This window comes from Capnocytophaga sp. HP1101 (genome assembly GCF_054772415.1).
Genome location: NZ_BPUU01000014.1, coordinates 82,759 through 96,972 on the forward strand (window position 1 = coordinate 82,759; position 14,214 = coordinate 96,972).

A 14,214-nucleotide genomic window follows, 5' to 3' on the forward strand; every position below is an offset into this window, starting at 1 on the left:
CAATTTTCTAATTCACTACTCTGCTAATTCTTTCTTATTTTATACCCCTCCCCTACTGTTATATTTTCATTACACTTTGTCTTTCAAGTATTCACCAGCTATATTCATTCCATTTTACATTTATTAGTGCTTTTGCTAATTGCCAAATTAGCAAATTATCATTACCTTTGCCCCCTGAAATATGTAACTCTTTTCTCCGTATGAAAAAACTCATTATTGTACTCCTACTTTCTTCGGTTACCGCCTTTGGGCAAGTGCGCAAAGCAAGAACCTACGAAGCTCCCGTAAAATCCGATACGGTAAAGGTAATGAATGATACCGAAGCCTTGAAGTTCACCTTCAACCGTTTTAAATTAGCACAACAAAAATGGTTCAAGTTCAATCAAGTGAGCCTTAATATGAGCGAGGTCGCTTTCTCCAATTGGAATGCAGGGGGCGAAAGCTCTATTTCGGGCATTATGAACGCCAAATTCCGCCGTCGTTATACCGAACGAACTTTCTTTTGGGACAACGAACTTGAAATCAACTACGGTATTAATGCTCAAAAAGGACGCGAAGTGCGCAAAACCGACGATAAGCTCTCTCTCATCTCATCGTTCGGCTATCGTGGCGACTCACAATCGTTTTGGTATTACACCGCGCGTTATCAGTTTCTTTCACAAATGAACAATGGGTACAATTATCCCGATGTAGAAAAACCCATCTCCAAATTCTTTGCCCCTGCTTATATCACCTTTGGTTTGGGTGCTGAGTACGCCCCTTCGAAGATAAACTTCAGTATCTTCCTTTCTCCCCTCACGCTTAAAACTACCGCGGTGCTCGACCAGCGCTTGGCTGACGACGGTGCTTTTGGGGTAGAAAAAGCCCAGCGTGCTCCCGATGGTACCATTCTCAAAAGAGGCAAACGTACCCATAACGAACTCGGTTTTTCAGTCTCCGGTCGTTGGGACAAAAAGGTGATGGAAAATATGATGCTCAACACTACCTTTAACTTCTATGGCGATTACCTTAAAAACTTCGGTAATATCGATGTAGATTGGGAAACAAATCTCAACCTGAAGGTAAACAGTTATGTACAAGCACGCATAGGAGTGCATATCAAATACGACGACGATGTGAAGTTCTATTCTTACAAAGCGCCTAATGGTGAGGTGCACAACTACGGAGCACGCACCCAATTCAAGCAGATATTAGGCGTAGGAGTACTATATACTTTTTAAGCGATGTTTTTAGAGAATACAGTAAACAACAACGAAAAAGCGGGTTGGATAGAAGTAATATGCGGGTCGATGTTTTCAGGCAAAACCGAAGAACTCATCCGCCGATTACGCCGTGCCCAATTTGCCAAACAGAAGGTAGAAATCTTCAAGCCCTCTTTCGATACCCGCTTTGACGATACCAATATCGTGTCACACAATGCCAACGAAATCCCTTCCACCCCCGTAGAAGCCGCCGCCAGTATTATGCTCCTTGCCGATGGTTGCGATGTAGTAGGCATAGACGAAGCGCAATTCTTTGACGACGAAATCGTGAACGTGTGCAACGAACTCGCCAATCGCGGGGTGCGCGTAATTGTAGCAGGTCTCGATATGGACTATAAAGGCAATCCTTTCGGTCCTATGCCCTTCTTAATGGCTACCGCCGAGTATGTCACTAAAGTACACGCCGTTTGCACCCGCACGGGCAACCTCGCCAATTATAGTTTTCGCAAAGTTGCTAATAACCAGCAACGCCTCCTCGGTGAAGCCGATAGCTATGAGCCTCTCAGTCGCGCTGCTTTCTATAAAGCAATGAATGCCAAGAAAACAAAAGAATAATAACCGCACTTAAACTACTTAATTAATAAGTTATTTTGCTATACTTAAGGCATTTTCAAATTTGCTAACCTGCTAATTTGCTAATTCGTATTTATTTTGTACTTTTGTCTGATTTTTAAAAACAAAGTAATATAAACAACCATTATGAAAAAGAAAAATCCTATTACTTGGGTGCCTACCACCTATTTCGCTATGGGGCTCCCTTTTGCAATGCTTTCCTCAGTATTCACCATCATTTTCACACGCTTAGGCATTCCTGACGACAAAAATGCCTTTTGGACTTCCCTTCTTATCTTACCTTGGTCATTAAAACCCATTACCAGTGTCATAATGGAGCTCTATGGCACTAAAAAACAGTACATTGTTATTACCGAATTAGCTTCGGCAGTTTTGTTTGGTATTATCGTCTTTTCACTACCCTTATCTAACTTCTTCGCTATATGCGTCGCCTTATTGGGTATGATTGCCCTAAGTGGCTCAACTCACGATATTGCAGGCGATGGTATGTATATGGAACAACTCGATACCAATACGCAAAGCCTGTATTCAGGTTGGCAAGGGGCATTCTATAACTTAGGTAAAGTGCTCGCCAACGGTGCTCTTATCTTCTTAGCAGGTTGGCTCGTAAGAGAAAAAGGATTGAGTATAGTAACCTCTTGGCAATTAGTTTTGGGTATCTGTGCTATTGTTTTAGGTCTTGTAGGTCTCTACCATCTCTATGCGCTCCCAAAAGATACTAAACCTCAACAAGTAGGTGATTTCAATGAAAAAATGAAGAACCTATGGGATATCTTTGTAGCTTTCTTCAAAAAAAAGTATATCTTTTACTATCTAATCTTCATTTTTTTATACCGCCTTGCCGAAGGATTAGCAATGAAAATAGCCCCTATCTTCCTCGTTGCTGAAACTAAAAAAGGTGGCTTAGGTCTCACTGAACAACAATACGGCTTGATATACGGTACTGCAGGAACTATCGCCTTTATTATAGGCTCTATTTTGGCAGGGGTTTTCATATCTCGTGTGGGGCTCAAAAAAGCACTGTTCACTCTTGCTTGTGCTTTCAATATTCCATTTGTGGTTTACCTGCTCTTTGCTTATTTTCAACCCTCTCACTTGCCCACTATCGCTTTGGGGATTGTAGGTGAGTACTTTGGTTATGGCTTTGGTTTCGTAGGGCTCACCCTCTTTATGATGCAACAAATAGCCCCCGGTAAGTACCAAATGGCTCACTATGCTTTTGCCAATAGCTTGATGAACTTAGGAGTGATGGTTCCTGGTATGATTAGTGGCTTCCTCAGTAAGTCTTTAGGATATCAACACTTCTTCTTATTAGTGATGATTTGCACCATTCCTGCACTATTAATCACTTGGAAAGTGCCTTTCACTTATGATTCCAAGTCAAATAAGATAAATGAAAAAGCTCATAAAGACGACTTATTAGAGCGTTTTTAATACCTATAATCTCTATATGAAAAAGCCTTTGCCTAAGTACTAAACTTAAGCAAAGGCTTTTTTATCTATTGCACTCCCTCATTATCATCACTTCTTCACCTCCCAATCAAAAGGAAAGAGCTCTGAGCGAGTATGGCTTTGTTCCATAAATCCCTCTATTTTCTTCACTATCTTAGGATACTGCTCCGCAAGATTGTGCTTTTCAGCAGGGTCAGTAGTAAGGTTGTAAAGCTCTATGGGGGCATTTTTATCTTTATTGACGTTTAGGCGTACCCCCTTCCAGTCTTTATAACGCACCGCTTGTCTGCCTCCCATTTCGTGAAATTCCCAATACAAATATTTGTGTTGCTTGCGTTGTCGCTTTCCTAAAAGCGTAGGTAAAAACGACACTTGGTGTTGGTTAGGAGCATATTTCTGGTGAGTAATCTCAGCAAAAGTAGGAATCATATCCCAAAAAGCCCCTACGTGGTCGCTCACACTGCCCGCCTTTATCTTCCCTTTCCAATAAACAATATAAGGCGTGCGTATACCCCCTTCGTACAAGTCGCGCTTGATACCCCTCAATCCCGCTGAAGAGTTGAAGAATTCAGGGTCAGCCCCCCCCTCTCTGTGCGCCCCATTATCGCTGGCAAAGATGATAATAGTGTTCTCATCAAGCCCTTTTGATTTAAGCTTTTTGCGTATTTCTCCCAAATATTTGTCCAATCGGCTCACCATTGCCGCATAAGTAGCATACGTGTGAGGTTGCGACATATACCCCGCCCAACCAAACGGTTTGCTAAGGTCTATTTTATCGTAATCCACCCCTTTATAAGCTCTCTTAGGCAAATACTCGTATGAAGCGTAAATACTGTCCTGAGGCACAACCAATTCAGCGTGTGGCAGTGTATAGGTAAGCCACATAAAAAAAGGCTTTTCAGTAGTCTGTTTGCCTATGTAATCTAAAATCTTCTCTTGAATGAGGTCTTCACCATAAACCACCTGATGCTCATAGTCTCCGTTTTCAGGAATAGGCACCTTCTCATTGTCCTGCCACAAGAAAGCAGGGTAACGGCGATGAGCGCGGAACTGAGAGTTATACCCAAAAAAGGTATCAAACCCCTGCTGTAGCGGGTTCCCCTCCGATGGCACTATCCCTAAGCCCCATTTGCCAAAACAACCCGTATTATAGCCTGCTTTTTTAAAAAGTCCTGCTACCGAAGGATCACCAGCAAGCAAGGGCGCTTGCCCGTCCACCGGCTCACGCACCTCTTTGTTGCCACGTATATGCGTTTGTCCCGTAGTTTGCCCTGTAACAAACGAAGCTCGTGAAGGGGCACATACCGAGGTACCCGTATAAAACTGAGTGAACTTCATCCCCTCATCAGCCAGCTTACTCAGCTGGGGCGTTTTAATAATCTGCTGACCGTAAGGCGCTATATCACCATAACCTAAATCGTCAGCCAGAATAAAGATAACATTCGGAAGTTGCTCTTGTGCTTTGAGCCCTAAAGTACATAAACAAGCTAAAACACTAAATAGTAAACGTTTCATAACAGTTAATGATTAATGATAAATGGTTATTAATTGATATTGCAAAGGTACAAAACAATTTACAATAAACAATGAAATCGGCTATCAAGTTCATATTAATTACCCTTAATTCTATATAATTAATCACTTTTCCGTCACTACAATTCCCCCTTTGGAGATAGCCAGCGAGAGCAGAGTATGTGAATAGAGGGATATTATCAACCTCTACTGCCTTTATTTCTTGCATCCTCTCCATCGCATCTCCCCCCTTGAGGGGGGCAGGGGGGATGTTACCCTTCCTCATTGAGCTTTTCGGCATTTGTCCAGTAAGTGAATTAGGGGTGAGGTTTCCGTCGCTAATTCCCCCTCTCCGAGGGGGCTAGGGGGAGGTTTTCTTCGTGATTCGTCACTCATTTCTTGTCATTCGTCCCTCGTTATTACCTGCCTGTACGGCTCGTACTTCTTCTTTCTTTCGCCTCGAAACCCTGTTTTTGGCATTTTTAGTATTATTGTATTATGGTATGAATCAACTACTTATACACCCTTTGTATAACAATCGTCCAAGATTCGTATAAGCTTCCTATAAGCTTTGTATAAGCTAAGCATAAGTCTCTTTCAGCCAAAAAAGTACCTCCACCCATCATTCGCAATTTCGATTTATTTCTTTACGAAAGTCATTAATCATCTATTACACTTCTTATGCCAAACACACCTTCATCTTGAACACAAAAATAAATTAATTGTAAAAAAGTTTTGTGTATATTACTTTTTTGTTGTACCTTTGAGGCTTGAATAAAATTATTATAGTTTTAGATATATGAAAACCATAGACAATTTTAACTTTGCGGGCAAAAAAGCCCTTATTCGCGTGGACTTTAATGTGCCATTAGACGAAAATTTTAAAGTAACCGATAACACTCGTATCGAAGCAGCAAAACCCACTATCGAGAAAATCCTTAAAGACGGTGGTACTGCAGTACTGATGAGCCACTTAGGTCGCCCTAAGGGCGAACGCAATGACAAATATTCTTTGCGTCACATCGTAAGCGAAGTGGAAAAAGTATTAGGCAAAAAAGTAATCTTCGTAGATGATTGCGTAGGCGAAGCCGCCGAAAAAGCAGTAGCTGCAGCCCCCGCAGGTAGCGTAGTGCTTTTGGAAAACTTGCGTTACCACAACGAAGAAGAAAAAGGAGACGAAAACTTCTCTAAACAACTCGCTAAACTCGGCGATATCTATGTGAACGACGCTTTCGGTACCGCTCACCGCGCCCACGCTTCAACTACTATTGTAGCGAAATTCTTCCCTAACCACAAATGCTTCGGTTACCTTCTTGCTAAAGAAATTGAAAGTATTGATAAAGTAATGAAGAACGGCGAAAAACCAGTAACCGCTATCCTTGGTGGCTCCAAAGTATCTTCTAAAATCACCATCATCGAAAATATCTTAGACAAAGTAAATCACCTTATCATCGGTGGTGGTATGGCTTATACTTTCATCAAAGCACAAGGCGGAAAAGTAGGAAGTTCTATTTGTGAAGATGATAAGCTCGACCTCGCTCTCGATATCCTTGCCAAAGCCAAAGCCAAAGGCGTAGAAGTGCACCTCCCTATCGATGTAGTCGCAGCTGATTCTTTCGATAACAACGCTAAAACTCAAATAGTACCCGTAAATGCTATCCCTGACGGTTGGGAAGGATTAGACGCAGGACCTAAAACCCTTGAGAATATCAAATCAGTATTGCTTAAATCAAAAACTATTTTGTGGAATGGACCTGTGGGCGTGTTCGAAATGCCTAACTTTGCCAAAGGTACCATTGCCGTAGGCGATTATGTAGCTGAAGCTACTAAAAACGGTGCTTTCTCACTCGTAGGTGGCGGCGACTCAGTAGCAGCAGTAAAACAATTCGGTTTTGAGCACAAAGTAAGCTATGTATCTACTGGTGGTGGTGCAATGCTTGAAAGCCTCGAAGGATTAGTACTTCCTGGTATTGCAGCTATTAACGAATAGTTTATCAAAATAAATAACCAAAAAGAGGCAGTCAAGAATTATCCTGACTGCCTCTTTTTATATCTCTAATTTTGCCAAAGTTTGAACCTTTAGCAAAGTCTGTCACGCACTATTTCTTTCCTGTAACTTGAGTAATCAAGTTCATCTTCTTCTTTCTATTTTGCTGTTTTTGATATTCGTCAAACTGCATTAATAAGTTATTGTTAGCACGAATCAGCGCATTAGTTTCTAATAAAATGCTAAAGTACAATTTAGTAGTTTTATGGCTGGTTTCAGTAGTGCGAATACGGTCGATTTGCTTTTGTACCATTTTAGATACTTCATCTTTCAGTACTTTGCAATCTTCAAAGATGATGTGCAACTTGTTATAATCAGAACCTTTGAATATTTCAGCTTCAGCCTTAAATACTTCTTCCATCTTATCGGAAATATACTTCAAATCTCTCAGCTGGTTAAACTTAAGGTTCTTGTGATTGTTGTTTACGTGTTCATAGCTATTAAGCGTAATGGCTGTGAGACACTGAGCCATATCCTGCAAATAATCCAAAATGAGAATGTAAAACTTGCTGGAAGCTACTGAACTTTCATTTAGTGATTTGATGAAATAGTACACATTACCTTTAAGCTCGTCGAGTTCTTTTTCCAGCTTTTTAGCGTTCTTTTTGTTTTTGGTGAGTTTACTGAGGTCTTGCGTACCGAGGTTTTTCACCACTTTGCTATAAAGCTCATCGATACGGAATATCGTTTCGGATACATAGTTTGAACTTTCTTTTATCACTCCGCCAATAGTTGCTAAATCAGCGCGCTCAAAGCGTTTACCTTGCGCTTTGGCTTTCTGCTTATTACGATAAGCTATAGCATTGCGAATAAGCACAAAACCTACCACCATAATCATCACAATAAGACCGATAACACTTCCGTAGTAGAGCACTCCAGCCACGATAAATGCCCCAATAAAGGCTACAATAGCCGTTAAAAACCAACCTCCGATGACGTTCAACACTCCGGCTACGCGGTATACGGCACTGTCGCGTCCCCAAGCTCTATCGGCGAGGGAGGAACCCATTGCTACCATAAAGGTAACATAAGTGGTAGAAAGTGGTAGTTTAAAGGAAGTACCAATGGCAATCAAACTACTGGATACTACGAGATTAATCGCAGCGCGTACGAGGTCGAAAGCAGGGAGGTCTTCTTCTTTTACATTAGGGTCAGGTTCAGGCTTTTCAAAACGGTGGTCTATCTTGTTACTAATAGATTTCGGCATTATGAAGTTCACGGCTTGAGCACAAATCACTGTAATACGCACCAAGAAACGCGAAAGAAAATTAGACGAGAACTTCTCTTCTCCCCCTTCGCTTTGGCGAGAAAGGTTCACCCCTGTGTCAATCACATGACGTGCTTTTTTGGAGAACCAAAGGGTGAGAATCATCACAAAGCCGGTGAGAACGAGCAAGGCGGTAGGTGTGCTCATTTCATTATCGGCTAAGGCATTCATCAGCAGACCGTTGTGTGCTTGACCTGAGTTAATCCATATATCATAAGATTGGTAAGCGGCAACTGGCACCCCTATGAAGTTCACCAAGTCGTTACCTGCAAAAGCCATTGCTAAAGCAAATGTACCGCTGAGGATAATCACTCTAAAGATGTTTATTTTCATACGAATGAGCAGTTGTGAGAGTACTGTGTAGAAAATAAAACAGCCAATGAGCAGAGGCACGATGTTCGTATCCATCCACGCAATGGCTTCTTTAGGAATGAAAGCGACGTCTTTAAGTCCCTTAAAAATAATGAAGTAGGTAAGCCCTGTGAGCGAGAGTCCGCCGAAGATGCCTCCTACGTATTTTATATTTTCTTCGTATTTAAAGGAGAAAACCAATCGGGCTAAGTACTGCACGATAGTACCGACTGTAAAGGCTATGGCTACTGAGGTAAAAATACCGGTAATAATCTTGCCTGCTTCGCCTGTATTGATGTAGTTGAAGGCGTTGAATAGGGATTCACCGCTCATAAAGGTTTTGACTGTGGCGACGCACATTGCAGCGCCCAAGAGTTCAAAGACGATAGAAACGGTAGTGGAGGTGGGCAATCCGATAGTATTAAAAAGGTCAAAAAGGAGTATATCGGCAAGGATAACTGCCATAAAAATGACCATTACCTCATCGAAATAGAAGAGATGAGGATTAAAGATGCCTTTGCGGGCAATTTCCATCATTCCGCTGGAAAAGAGCGCCCCTATGGCTACCCCCACGCTGGCGACTATCATAATGGTGCGAATTGTAGCTACTTTGGAGCCTACGGCAGAGTTAAGAAAGTTAGCAGCATCGTTGCTCACGCCCACCACAAGGTCGATAATGGCGAGCACCAAGAACACGAAGAGCATAAAGATGTATACCTGTTCCATAACACTATATCAGTTTTACGAGGCAAAGGTACGAAAGATTTTTTAATTAGCAAAATAGAGATTAGAAAGTTAAAAATTGGGGGTTAGGAATTAGAAATTAGGGAGTAGGAATTAGAAATTTAGGAAATAGTAATTAGCGAATGAGGAGTGTATTTAATTGGGAAATATAGGGGGTGAGAAAATCGGAAGGAAGCGGAGGGGAACGGAAGAGAGTTTTTAGGTGAAAGATAAAAAGTAAAAGGTAAAATAGATATGATTAGCTTATACAAAGCTTATAGGAAGCTTATACGAATCTTGGACGATTGTTATACAAAAGGTATCTAAATAATTGATTAATACTGTAATACAATAATACTAAAAATGCTAAAAATAGGGTTTCGAGACGAAAGAAAAGGGAAGTACGAGCCGTACAGGCAGGTAATAACGAGGGACGAATGACAAGAAATGAGTGACGAAACACGAAGAAAACCTCCCCCTATTCACATACTCTGCTCTCGCAGACTTCCTCCAAAGGGGGAATTGTAGTGACGGAAAAAATGAGAGAAACCTCCCCCCTATTCACATACTCCGCTCTCGCGCTGTGCACATACCCAGCTGTGAGCCCTCGCTGGCTATCTCGAAAAGGGGGAGTGTAGCGACACACAGGCAGGGGGGAAATTGGGAAATTAGAGATCTTGGAAATTAGAAAAATGGGAATAGAATAATCAGAATTTTACAGAGAAACTGGGAGAGACTGAGTGGTATGAGTTACAGAGGCGTGTAATTAGCGGAACAGTTGTAGGGGCTCTGAGAGTTGGGGATAGACTTGGAGAAGAGAAACGATAAAGATACAATAAGGAGAGCGTGGAGGTAAAAAGAAGAAGAGTTTGCTTATAACAAGGAAAGTTATATACTTAAACTAAGGATTATAGCTTTAGCATAGGAAAATATTCTGTTTTGAGTATTGAAAACAGAATTTATTTATAAATTACGCTTTTGAGTGAAATTTTATATCGTTTTATTTGGAAGTTATAATTTCTTTTATTACCTTTGCGTCATTAATATAAATTCATTTTAGTGATGAGAAAGATAATCTTAATTACAACCATTGCAGGACTCTTCTTTTCCTGCCAACGCGAAGAGGCAGACGCCCCGTTCGCAACCGACACCGATATTTCAGTATTGCCCAGTACTGAAACGAAGGCTTCCGACAACGGACTTTTAGGTTGGGTGGCTCTCACAGGGCAAACCCATATTTCGGCAGAAGAAGCCCAAGAAACTGCTCTCGCTACCGCTATGCAAATGCGTGAAGTAGAAGGTATTGTTACCAAAGCTCCCTTAAAAATTGGCTCGATTGAGGTAGTAAAAGGCGACACTCGCAAGCCTTACGTACCTACCAAAGGCAACGCAAAACCCGAACAAGCCGATGTCTACATTGTAAACTTTGCCAACAACCAAGGTTATGTAATTACCTCAGCAGATAGGCGTGTTCCTGGCGTATTAGCTTATAACTCTTACGGACATCTTGGCGACACTATTAGCAACCCAGGACAAGCGATACTCTTTAGCTATATGCAGGAGTACATAGAAGAACAACGTGCAGATTTTGAAGCCAATAAAGAGAAACTCGCTACAGAAGCAAAAGAGACTATTTTTAAAAATCTTCCTAAAGAACGGCAAGAAGAGCTAATAGCACAAGGACTCTTTGATAAAGAGGGTAAATGGATAAGAACGAAAAAGGAACCTGATGAGTTTATTAGTATATGTGATTTAGCTAAACAGCATAGAGAGAACGAAAAAAGAGGAATCAAAAATGATTGTGAAGTGTGTGAAATGGGAGTAAGTGGTAAAGTTGGAGAATGGGAAACAATTCATTTAATTCCTCCTTTAATTAAAACTCTTTGGCATCAAAGCGGAGAATACAATAATAAAGTTTATAAATATTGTGGAGACAAGAGGGATGAAGCTCTTATAGGATGCGTAGCTATTGCTGTAGGACAACTGATGGCATATTATAAAAGGCCTCCTTTTTTTAAGGGGAGAGAAATGCATTGGGATGATATGACTAAAGTAGATGCAGGTGATATGTTTTCTACTATTGATAATTATAGCGTAGGACATAACTCTACTGCAAAAGAAGATATACAATACCTTTTAGCGCATTTAGGAGATGGTGATTATCTAAATATGGACTATGGATGTGGGGAAAGCGGTAGTACTATATATAGAGCTATTCAAACACTTACAAAGTTAGGCTATATAGTAACTGAAAGAGGATATGACCAAAATACCGTTATTAATCAAATCATAAATAGAAATCCCGTTTACATAAGAGGAAGAAGTGAGAAGAAAGAGCATCGTCTTTTGGGTATCAATTTTTATAATACCTATGATGGAGGGCACGCTTGGATTATTGATGGTTATGTTTCGAAAACAAGAAGAATATCTTATTATAGTGAATGTCCTCCAGATGAAGGACAATTTGTTGGAGGAACTGATGAATATTTTAGCTTAGTTCACCACAATTTTGGATGGGGAGGAATGCTTGACGGTTCCAGTTACAAACCAAATAGTACATATTATGATGGAACAGGTTGGTATCGTATTGGTATTTTTAATGGGAAATCAGGAAAAGTAACTGATTCTAATACGTATAAATCAGGAGAACCTGGAAATTATCAGTACGAATTAGAAATATTATATGTTATCAAATAATCAAAAGCTATGAAAAATATATTACTATTCATATTTTTAGGTTTTCTTTCTTGTAAGCCCTCAGTTGATTGTATGAATGAGCCTACTTCTTTAACTGTTATTGTTATGAACAATAGAATGGATAGAAAGGAGTTGTTGTACAGTTTTAAAAATGCAACCCAAAAAGCTATGTTGTACAAAATAGTAGACAACAAGAAAGTACTTGTAGATAAATATGATGTTGCGAATGGTAATGTTTGCTTTGGGATGGCAGGAAAACCTCTAAAAACCTTCTATACATCAAATGTAGAAACCTTTTATTTAGAGTACAATAGCAAGGTAGATACTTTGCAAATAAAAGGAGTTTATTACGATGATTCGGGTTGTGGAGATAATGCTTATTTATCAGAGCTGTATTTCAACCATAAGAAAATAGAGCTCAACCTCATTAGTGATCATACTTATCTAATAGATAATACAAAATAATCTTAACCCTTTGGCAGGGAATCCCTTGCAAAAAGGTAATAAAATAAGTATTATGAAACGAATATTATTTTTAGCAATAATGTTAATAACATTGACATATTGCGATAAAAATGTAGATTGTCAAACCCCACCTCCTGAGTTTAGTTTACTTATAAATAAAAACTCTGAGGTTTATAAGGAGTTTATTAATCAAGCCGAAGAGATTGATAAGTCTCATATCACATTGTACAAACAAGTGAATGATACAAAGAAACCATATCATATTGATTTTCGTTATACCACCAATAATAAATATTTAGTGGTAGATACTCAACTTTGGTTTAAAAACGATGTGTATACTGGTAAAACAGAAACACTCTACCTTCAAAATGCTACCAAAACCTATAAAATTGAGGTAAATGGTTATATGGAAAGTAGAAAATGTGGAGAGTATGCTGTTACGAATGAAATTCGTGTAGATGGTACTAAAATAGAAGTGCCTTATTTAGCAAAATAACCTTAGCCCTTTGGCAGAGAGCCCTCTGCCAAAGGGCTATAAAAATAACTACTATGAAAAAAGTAATTTACTACATAACTTTTCTACTTTTATTTACTAATTGTAAAGAAAATACCGAAATATGTATGAATGAACCTACTTCTTTAGCTATTATAGTTATGAATAATAAAATGGATAGAAAAGAGTTAGTATACAGTTTTCGGAATGTAACAGAAAAAGCTACTTTATACAAAAGAGTAGATAATAAAAGAGTAGACATAAGTAAATGTCACGTTGCTAATGGGAATATAGCCATTGCAAGTGCAGGAAGAGCTCTAAAAACCTTTTATACAAGAAATTTAGAAACCCTTTATTTGGAGTATAATAATAAGATTGATACTTTACAAATAAAAGGAAACTATTATGATAGTACAGGTTGTGGAGATGCTGCTTCTTTAGTAGAGTTGTATTTCAACCATAAAAAAATAGAGCTCAACCTCATTAGTGATCATACTTATCTAATAGATAATACAAAATAACCTTAACCCTTTGGCAGGGAGTCCTCTGCCAGAGGGTATTCTTTTAAATTCTTTCTATGCGTTACCTTATATATCTATTGGCAGTCGTTGCCCTATCTTGCTCTAAAGAAGCTATAGAGCCCGAAAACTATACTCTGCACGTACAAAATCGCTATTTTGAAGCAGTAACCGTTTCGGTAGGTGAGCATTTTTCTGAAAAGCTATCACCCAATACTGTTTCTAAGGTATTTACTTTGCCTAAAGGTACTTATAAAGTAGTAGCCATCACAGCTTCACGCCTACGATTGGAAAGCACGGTACAAATACAAGGCAGTACGGCTGAGCTCACTATTGAAATCTGTCCTAAAGGAAAAATCTACATTACTCATTAACCATTTTGCTAGACTATGCGTTATTACTCTTTGCTTCTTATTGGCTTGGGGTTACTTTCTTGCCAAAAAGATGGCCCAACTCCTGAGCCTTTACCTCCTCACGAAATCACCCTCGTGTATATGGTTGCTGATAACGACCTCGCTCCCTATGCCTTAAAAGACCTCAACGAAATAGAACGCGGGTTTGTACCTAACGGAAGAGACAAACTCTTGCTGTATATCGATAGCAATACTTCTACCGCTTTGCCTTCACACCCTATACTTTTAGAAATTGTACACGATACCACCGAGATAATAGCCTCTAAAATCATCGCTTCTTACCCCGAACAAAATTCAACTGATAAAACCGTAATGAGCAATGTGTTGAGAGATGCTTTGAGCTATTACAAAGGCGACAATCGTTATAAAGGACTTGTGCTTTGGTCGCACGGGAATGCTTGGTTGCCGGAAGGTTATCATATAGAAACTGAAAACAAATCG

The 14,214-nt window shown here is 39.7% G+C and carries 12 protein-coding genes; 10 read left to right on the top strand and 2 right to left on the bottom strand.

The window, feature by feature from the left end; all coding sequences use genetic code 11:
• The first annotated feature begins 200 nt into the window (after positions 1 to 200).
• The 3 genes from RCZ04_RS09185 to RCZ04_RS09195 all read left to right on the top strand — a co-directional run bounded on the left by RCZ04_RS09185 (position 201) and on the right by RCZ04_RS09195 (position 3,269).
• A complete protein-coding gene (locus tag RCZ04_RS09185) occupies positions 201 to 1,220 on the top strand; it encodes a DUF3078 domain-containing protein (RefSeq protein ID WP_460485743.1) in 1,020 nt (339 codons plus the stop codon).
• Between the two features lie 3 nt (positions 1,221 to 1,223).
• Complete coding sequence (locus RCZ04_RS09190; protein ID WP_460485744.1) at positions 1,224 to 1,817, top strand: thymidine kinase; 594 nt, start codon at positions 1,224 to 1,226, stop codon at positions 1,815 to 1,817.
• Between the two features lie 144 nt (positions 1,818 to 1,961).
• Positions 1,962 to 3,269, top strand: a complete 1,308-nt coding sequence (locus RCZ04_RS09195; protein ID WP_460485745.1) for an MFS transporter — start codon at positions 1,962 to 1,964, stop codon at positions 3,267 to 3,269.
• A gap of 87 nt (positions 3,270 to 3,356) precedes the next feature.
• Here RCZ04_RS09195 and RCZ04_RS09200 read toward each other — a convergent pair whose 3' ends face one another.
• Positions 3,357 to 4,802, bottom strand: coding sequence for an arylsulfatase (locus RCZ04_RS09200; protein WP_460485746.1), 1,446 nt, complete (start codon positions 4,800 to 4,802; stop codon positions 3,357 to 3,359).
• A gap of 796 nt (positions 4,803 to 5,598) precedes the next feature.
• Here RCZ04_RS09200 and RCZ04_RS09205 point away from each other — a divergent pair.
• Positions 5,599 to 6,789: a phosphoglycerate kinase gene (locus tag RCZ04_RS09205; protein ID WP_460485747.1), complete on the top strand. Its 1,191-nt coding sequence runs from the start codon at positions 5,599 to 5,601 to the stop codon at positions 6,787 to 6,789.
• A 109-nt stretch (positions 6,790 to 6,898) separates the two neighbouring features.
• Here RCZ04_RS09205 and RCZ04_RS09210 read toward each other — a convergent pair whose 3' ends face one another.
• Positions 6,899 to 9,190: an inorganic phosphate transporter gene (locus tag RCZ04_RS09210; protein WP_460485748.1), complete on the bottom strand. Its 2,292-nt coding sequence runs from the start codon at positions 9,188 to 9,190 to the stop codon at positions 6,899 to 6,901.
• 1,059 nt (positions 9,191 to 10,249) lie between these two features.
• On the opposite strand from RCZ04_RS09210, the gene RCZ04_RS09215 reads away from it, so the two are divergent.
• The 6 genes from RCZ04_RS09215 to RCZ04_RS09240 form a co-directional block, all read left to right on the top strand.
• Positions 10,250 to 11,884 carry a C10 family peptidase gene (locus RCZ04_RS09215; RefSeq protein WP_460485749.1) on the top strand — a complete coding sequence of 545 codons (1,635 nt, stop codon included), beginning with the start codon at positions 10,250 to 10,252 and terminating at the stop codon, positions 11,882 to 11,884.
• Positions 11,885 to 11,893: 9 nt separating this feature from the next.
• Positions 11,894 to 12,349 carry a hypothetical protein gene (locus RCZ04_RS09220; RefSeq protein ID WP_460485750.1) on the top strand — a complete coding sequence of 152 codons (456 nt, stop codon included), beginning with the start codon at positions 11,894 to 11,896 and terminating at the stop codon, positions 12,347 to 12,349.
• 52 nt (positions 12,350 to 12,401) lie between these two features.
• The gene (locus tag RCZ04_RS09225; protein ID WP_460485751.1) at positions 12,402 to 12,845 is read left to right on the top strand and encodes a hypothetical protein; all 444 of its coding nucleotides are present in this window, start codon (positions 12,402 to 12,404) and stop codon (positions 12,843 to 12,845) included.
• A 53-nt stretch (positions 12,846 to 12,898) separates the two neighbouring features.
• Complete coding sequence (locus tag RCZ04_RS09230; RefSeq protein ID WP_181463709.1) at positions 12,899 to 13,363, top strand: hypothetical protein; 465 nt, start codon at positions 12,899 to 12,901, stop codon at positions 13,361 to 13,363.
• Positions 13,364 to 13,419: 56 nt separating this feature from the next.
• On the top strand, positions 13,420 to 13,734 hold the full coding sequence (locus RCZ04_RS09235) for a hypothetical protein (RefSeq protein WP_460485752.1): 315 nt from the start codon (positions 13,420 to 13,422) through the stop codon (positions 13,732 to 13,734).
• 15 nt (positions 13,735 to 13,749) lie between these two features.
• The coding region (locus tag RCZ04_RS09240; RefSeq protein WP_460485753.1) for a clostripain-related cysteine peptidase at positions 13,750 to 14,214 on the top strand (465 nt) is incomplete at its 3' end.

Excerpts from the sequence above, each read along its gene's own strand:
- RCZ04_RS09185 (WP_460485743.1), top strand. The coding sequence starts at position 201 with ATGAAAAAACTCATTATTGTACTCCTACTTTCTTCGGTTACCGCCTTT.
- RCZ04_RS09190 (WP_460485744.1), top strand. The coding sequence starts at position 1,224 with ATGTTTTTAGAGAATACAGTAAACAACAACGAAAAAGCGGGTTGGATA.
- RCZ04_RS09195 (WP_460485745.1), top strand. The coding sequence starts at position 1,962 with ATGAAAAAGAAAAATCCTATTACTTGGGTGCCTACCACCTATTTCGCT.
- RCZ04_RS09200 (WP_460485746.1), bottom strand. The coding sequence starts at position 4,802 with ATGAAACGTTTACTATTTAGTGTTTTAGCTTGTTTATGTACTTTAGGG.
- RCZ04_RS09205 (WP_460485747.1), top strand. The coding sequence starts at position 5,599 with ATGAAAACCATAGACAATTTTAACTTTGCGGGCAAAAAAGCCCTTATT.
- RCZ04_RS09210 (WP_460485748.1), bottom strand. The coding sequence starts at position 9,190 with ATGGAACAGGTATACATCTTTATGCTCTTCGTGTTCTTGGTGCTCGCC.
- RCZ04_RS09215 (WP_460485749.1), top strand. The coding sequence starts at position 10,250 with ATGAGAAAGATAATCTTAATTACAACCATTGCAGGACTCTTCTTTTCC.
- RCZ04_RS09220 (WP_460485750.1), top strand. The coding sequence starts at position 11,894 with ATGAAAAATATATTACTATTCATATTTTTAGGTTTTCTTTCTTGTAAG.
- RCZ04_RS09225 (WP_460485751.1), top strand. The coding sequence starts at position 12,402 with ATGAAACGAATATTATTTTTAGCAATAATGTTAATAACATTGACATAT.
- RCZ04_RS09230 (WP_181463709.1), top strand. The coding sequence starts at position 12,899 with ATGAAAAAAGTAATTTACTACATAACTTTTCTACTTTTATTTACTAAT.
- RCZ04_RS09235 (WP_460485752.1), top strand. The coding sequence starts at position 13,420 with ATGCGTTACCTTATATATCTATTGGCAGTCGTTGCCCTATCTTGCTCT.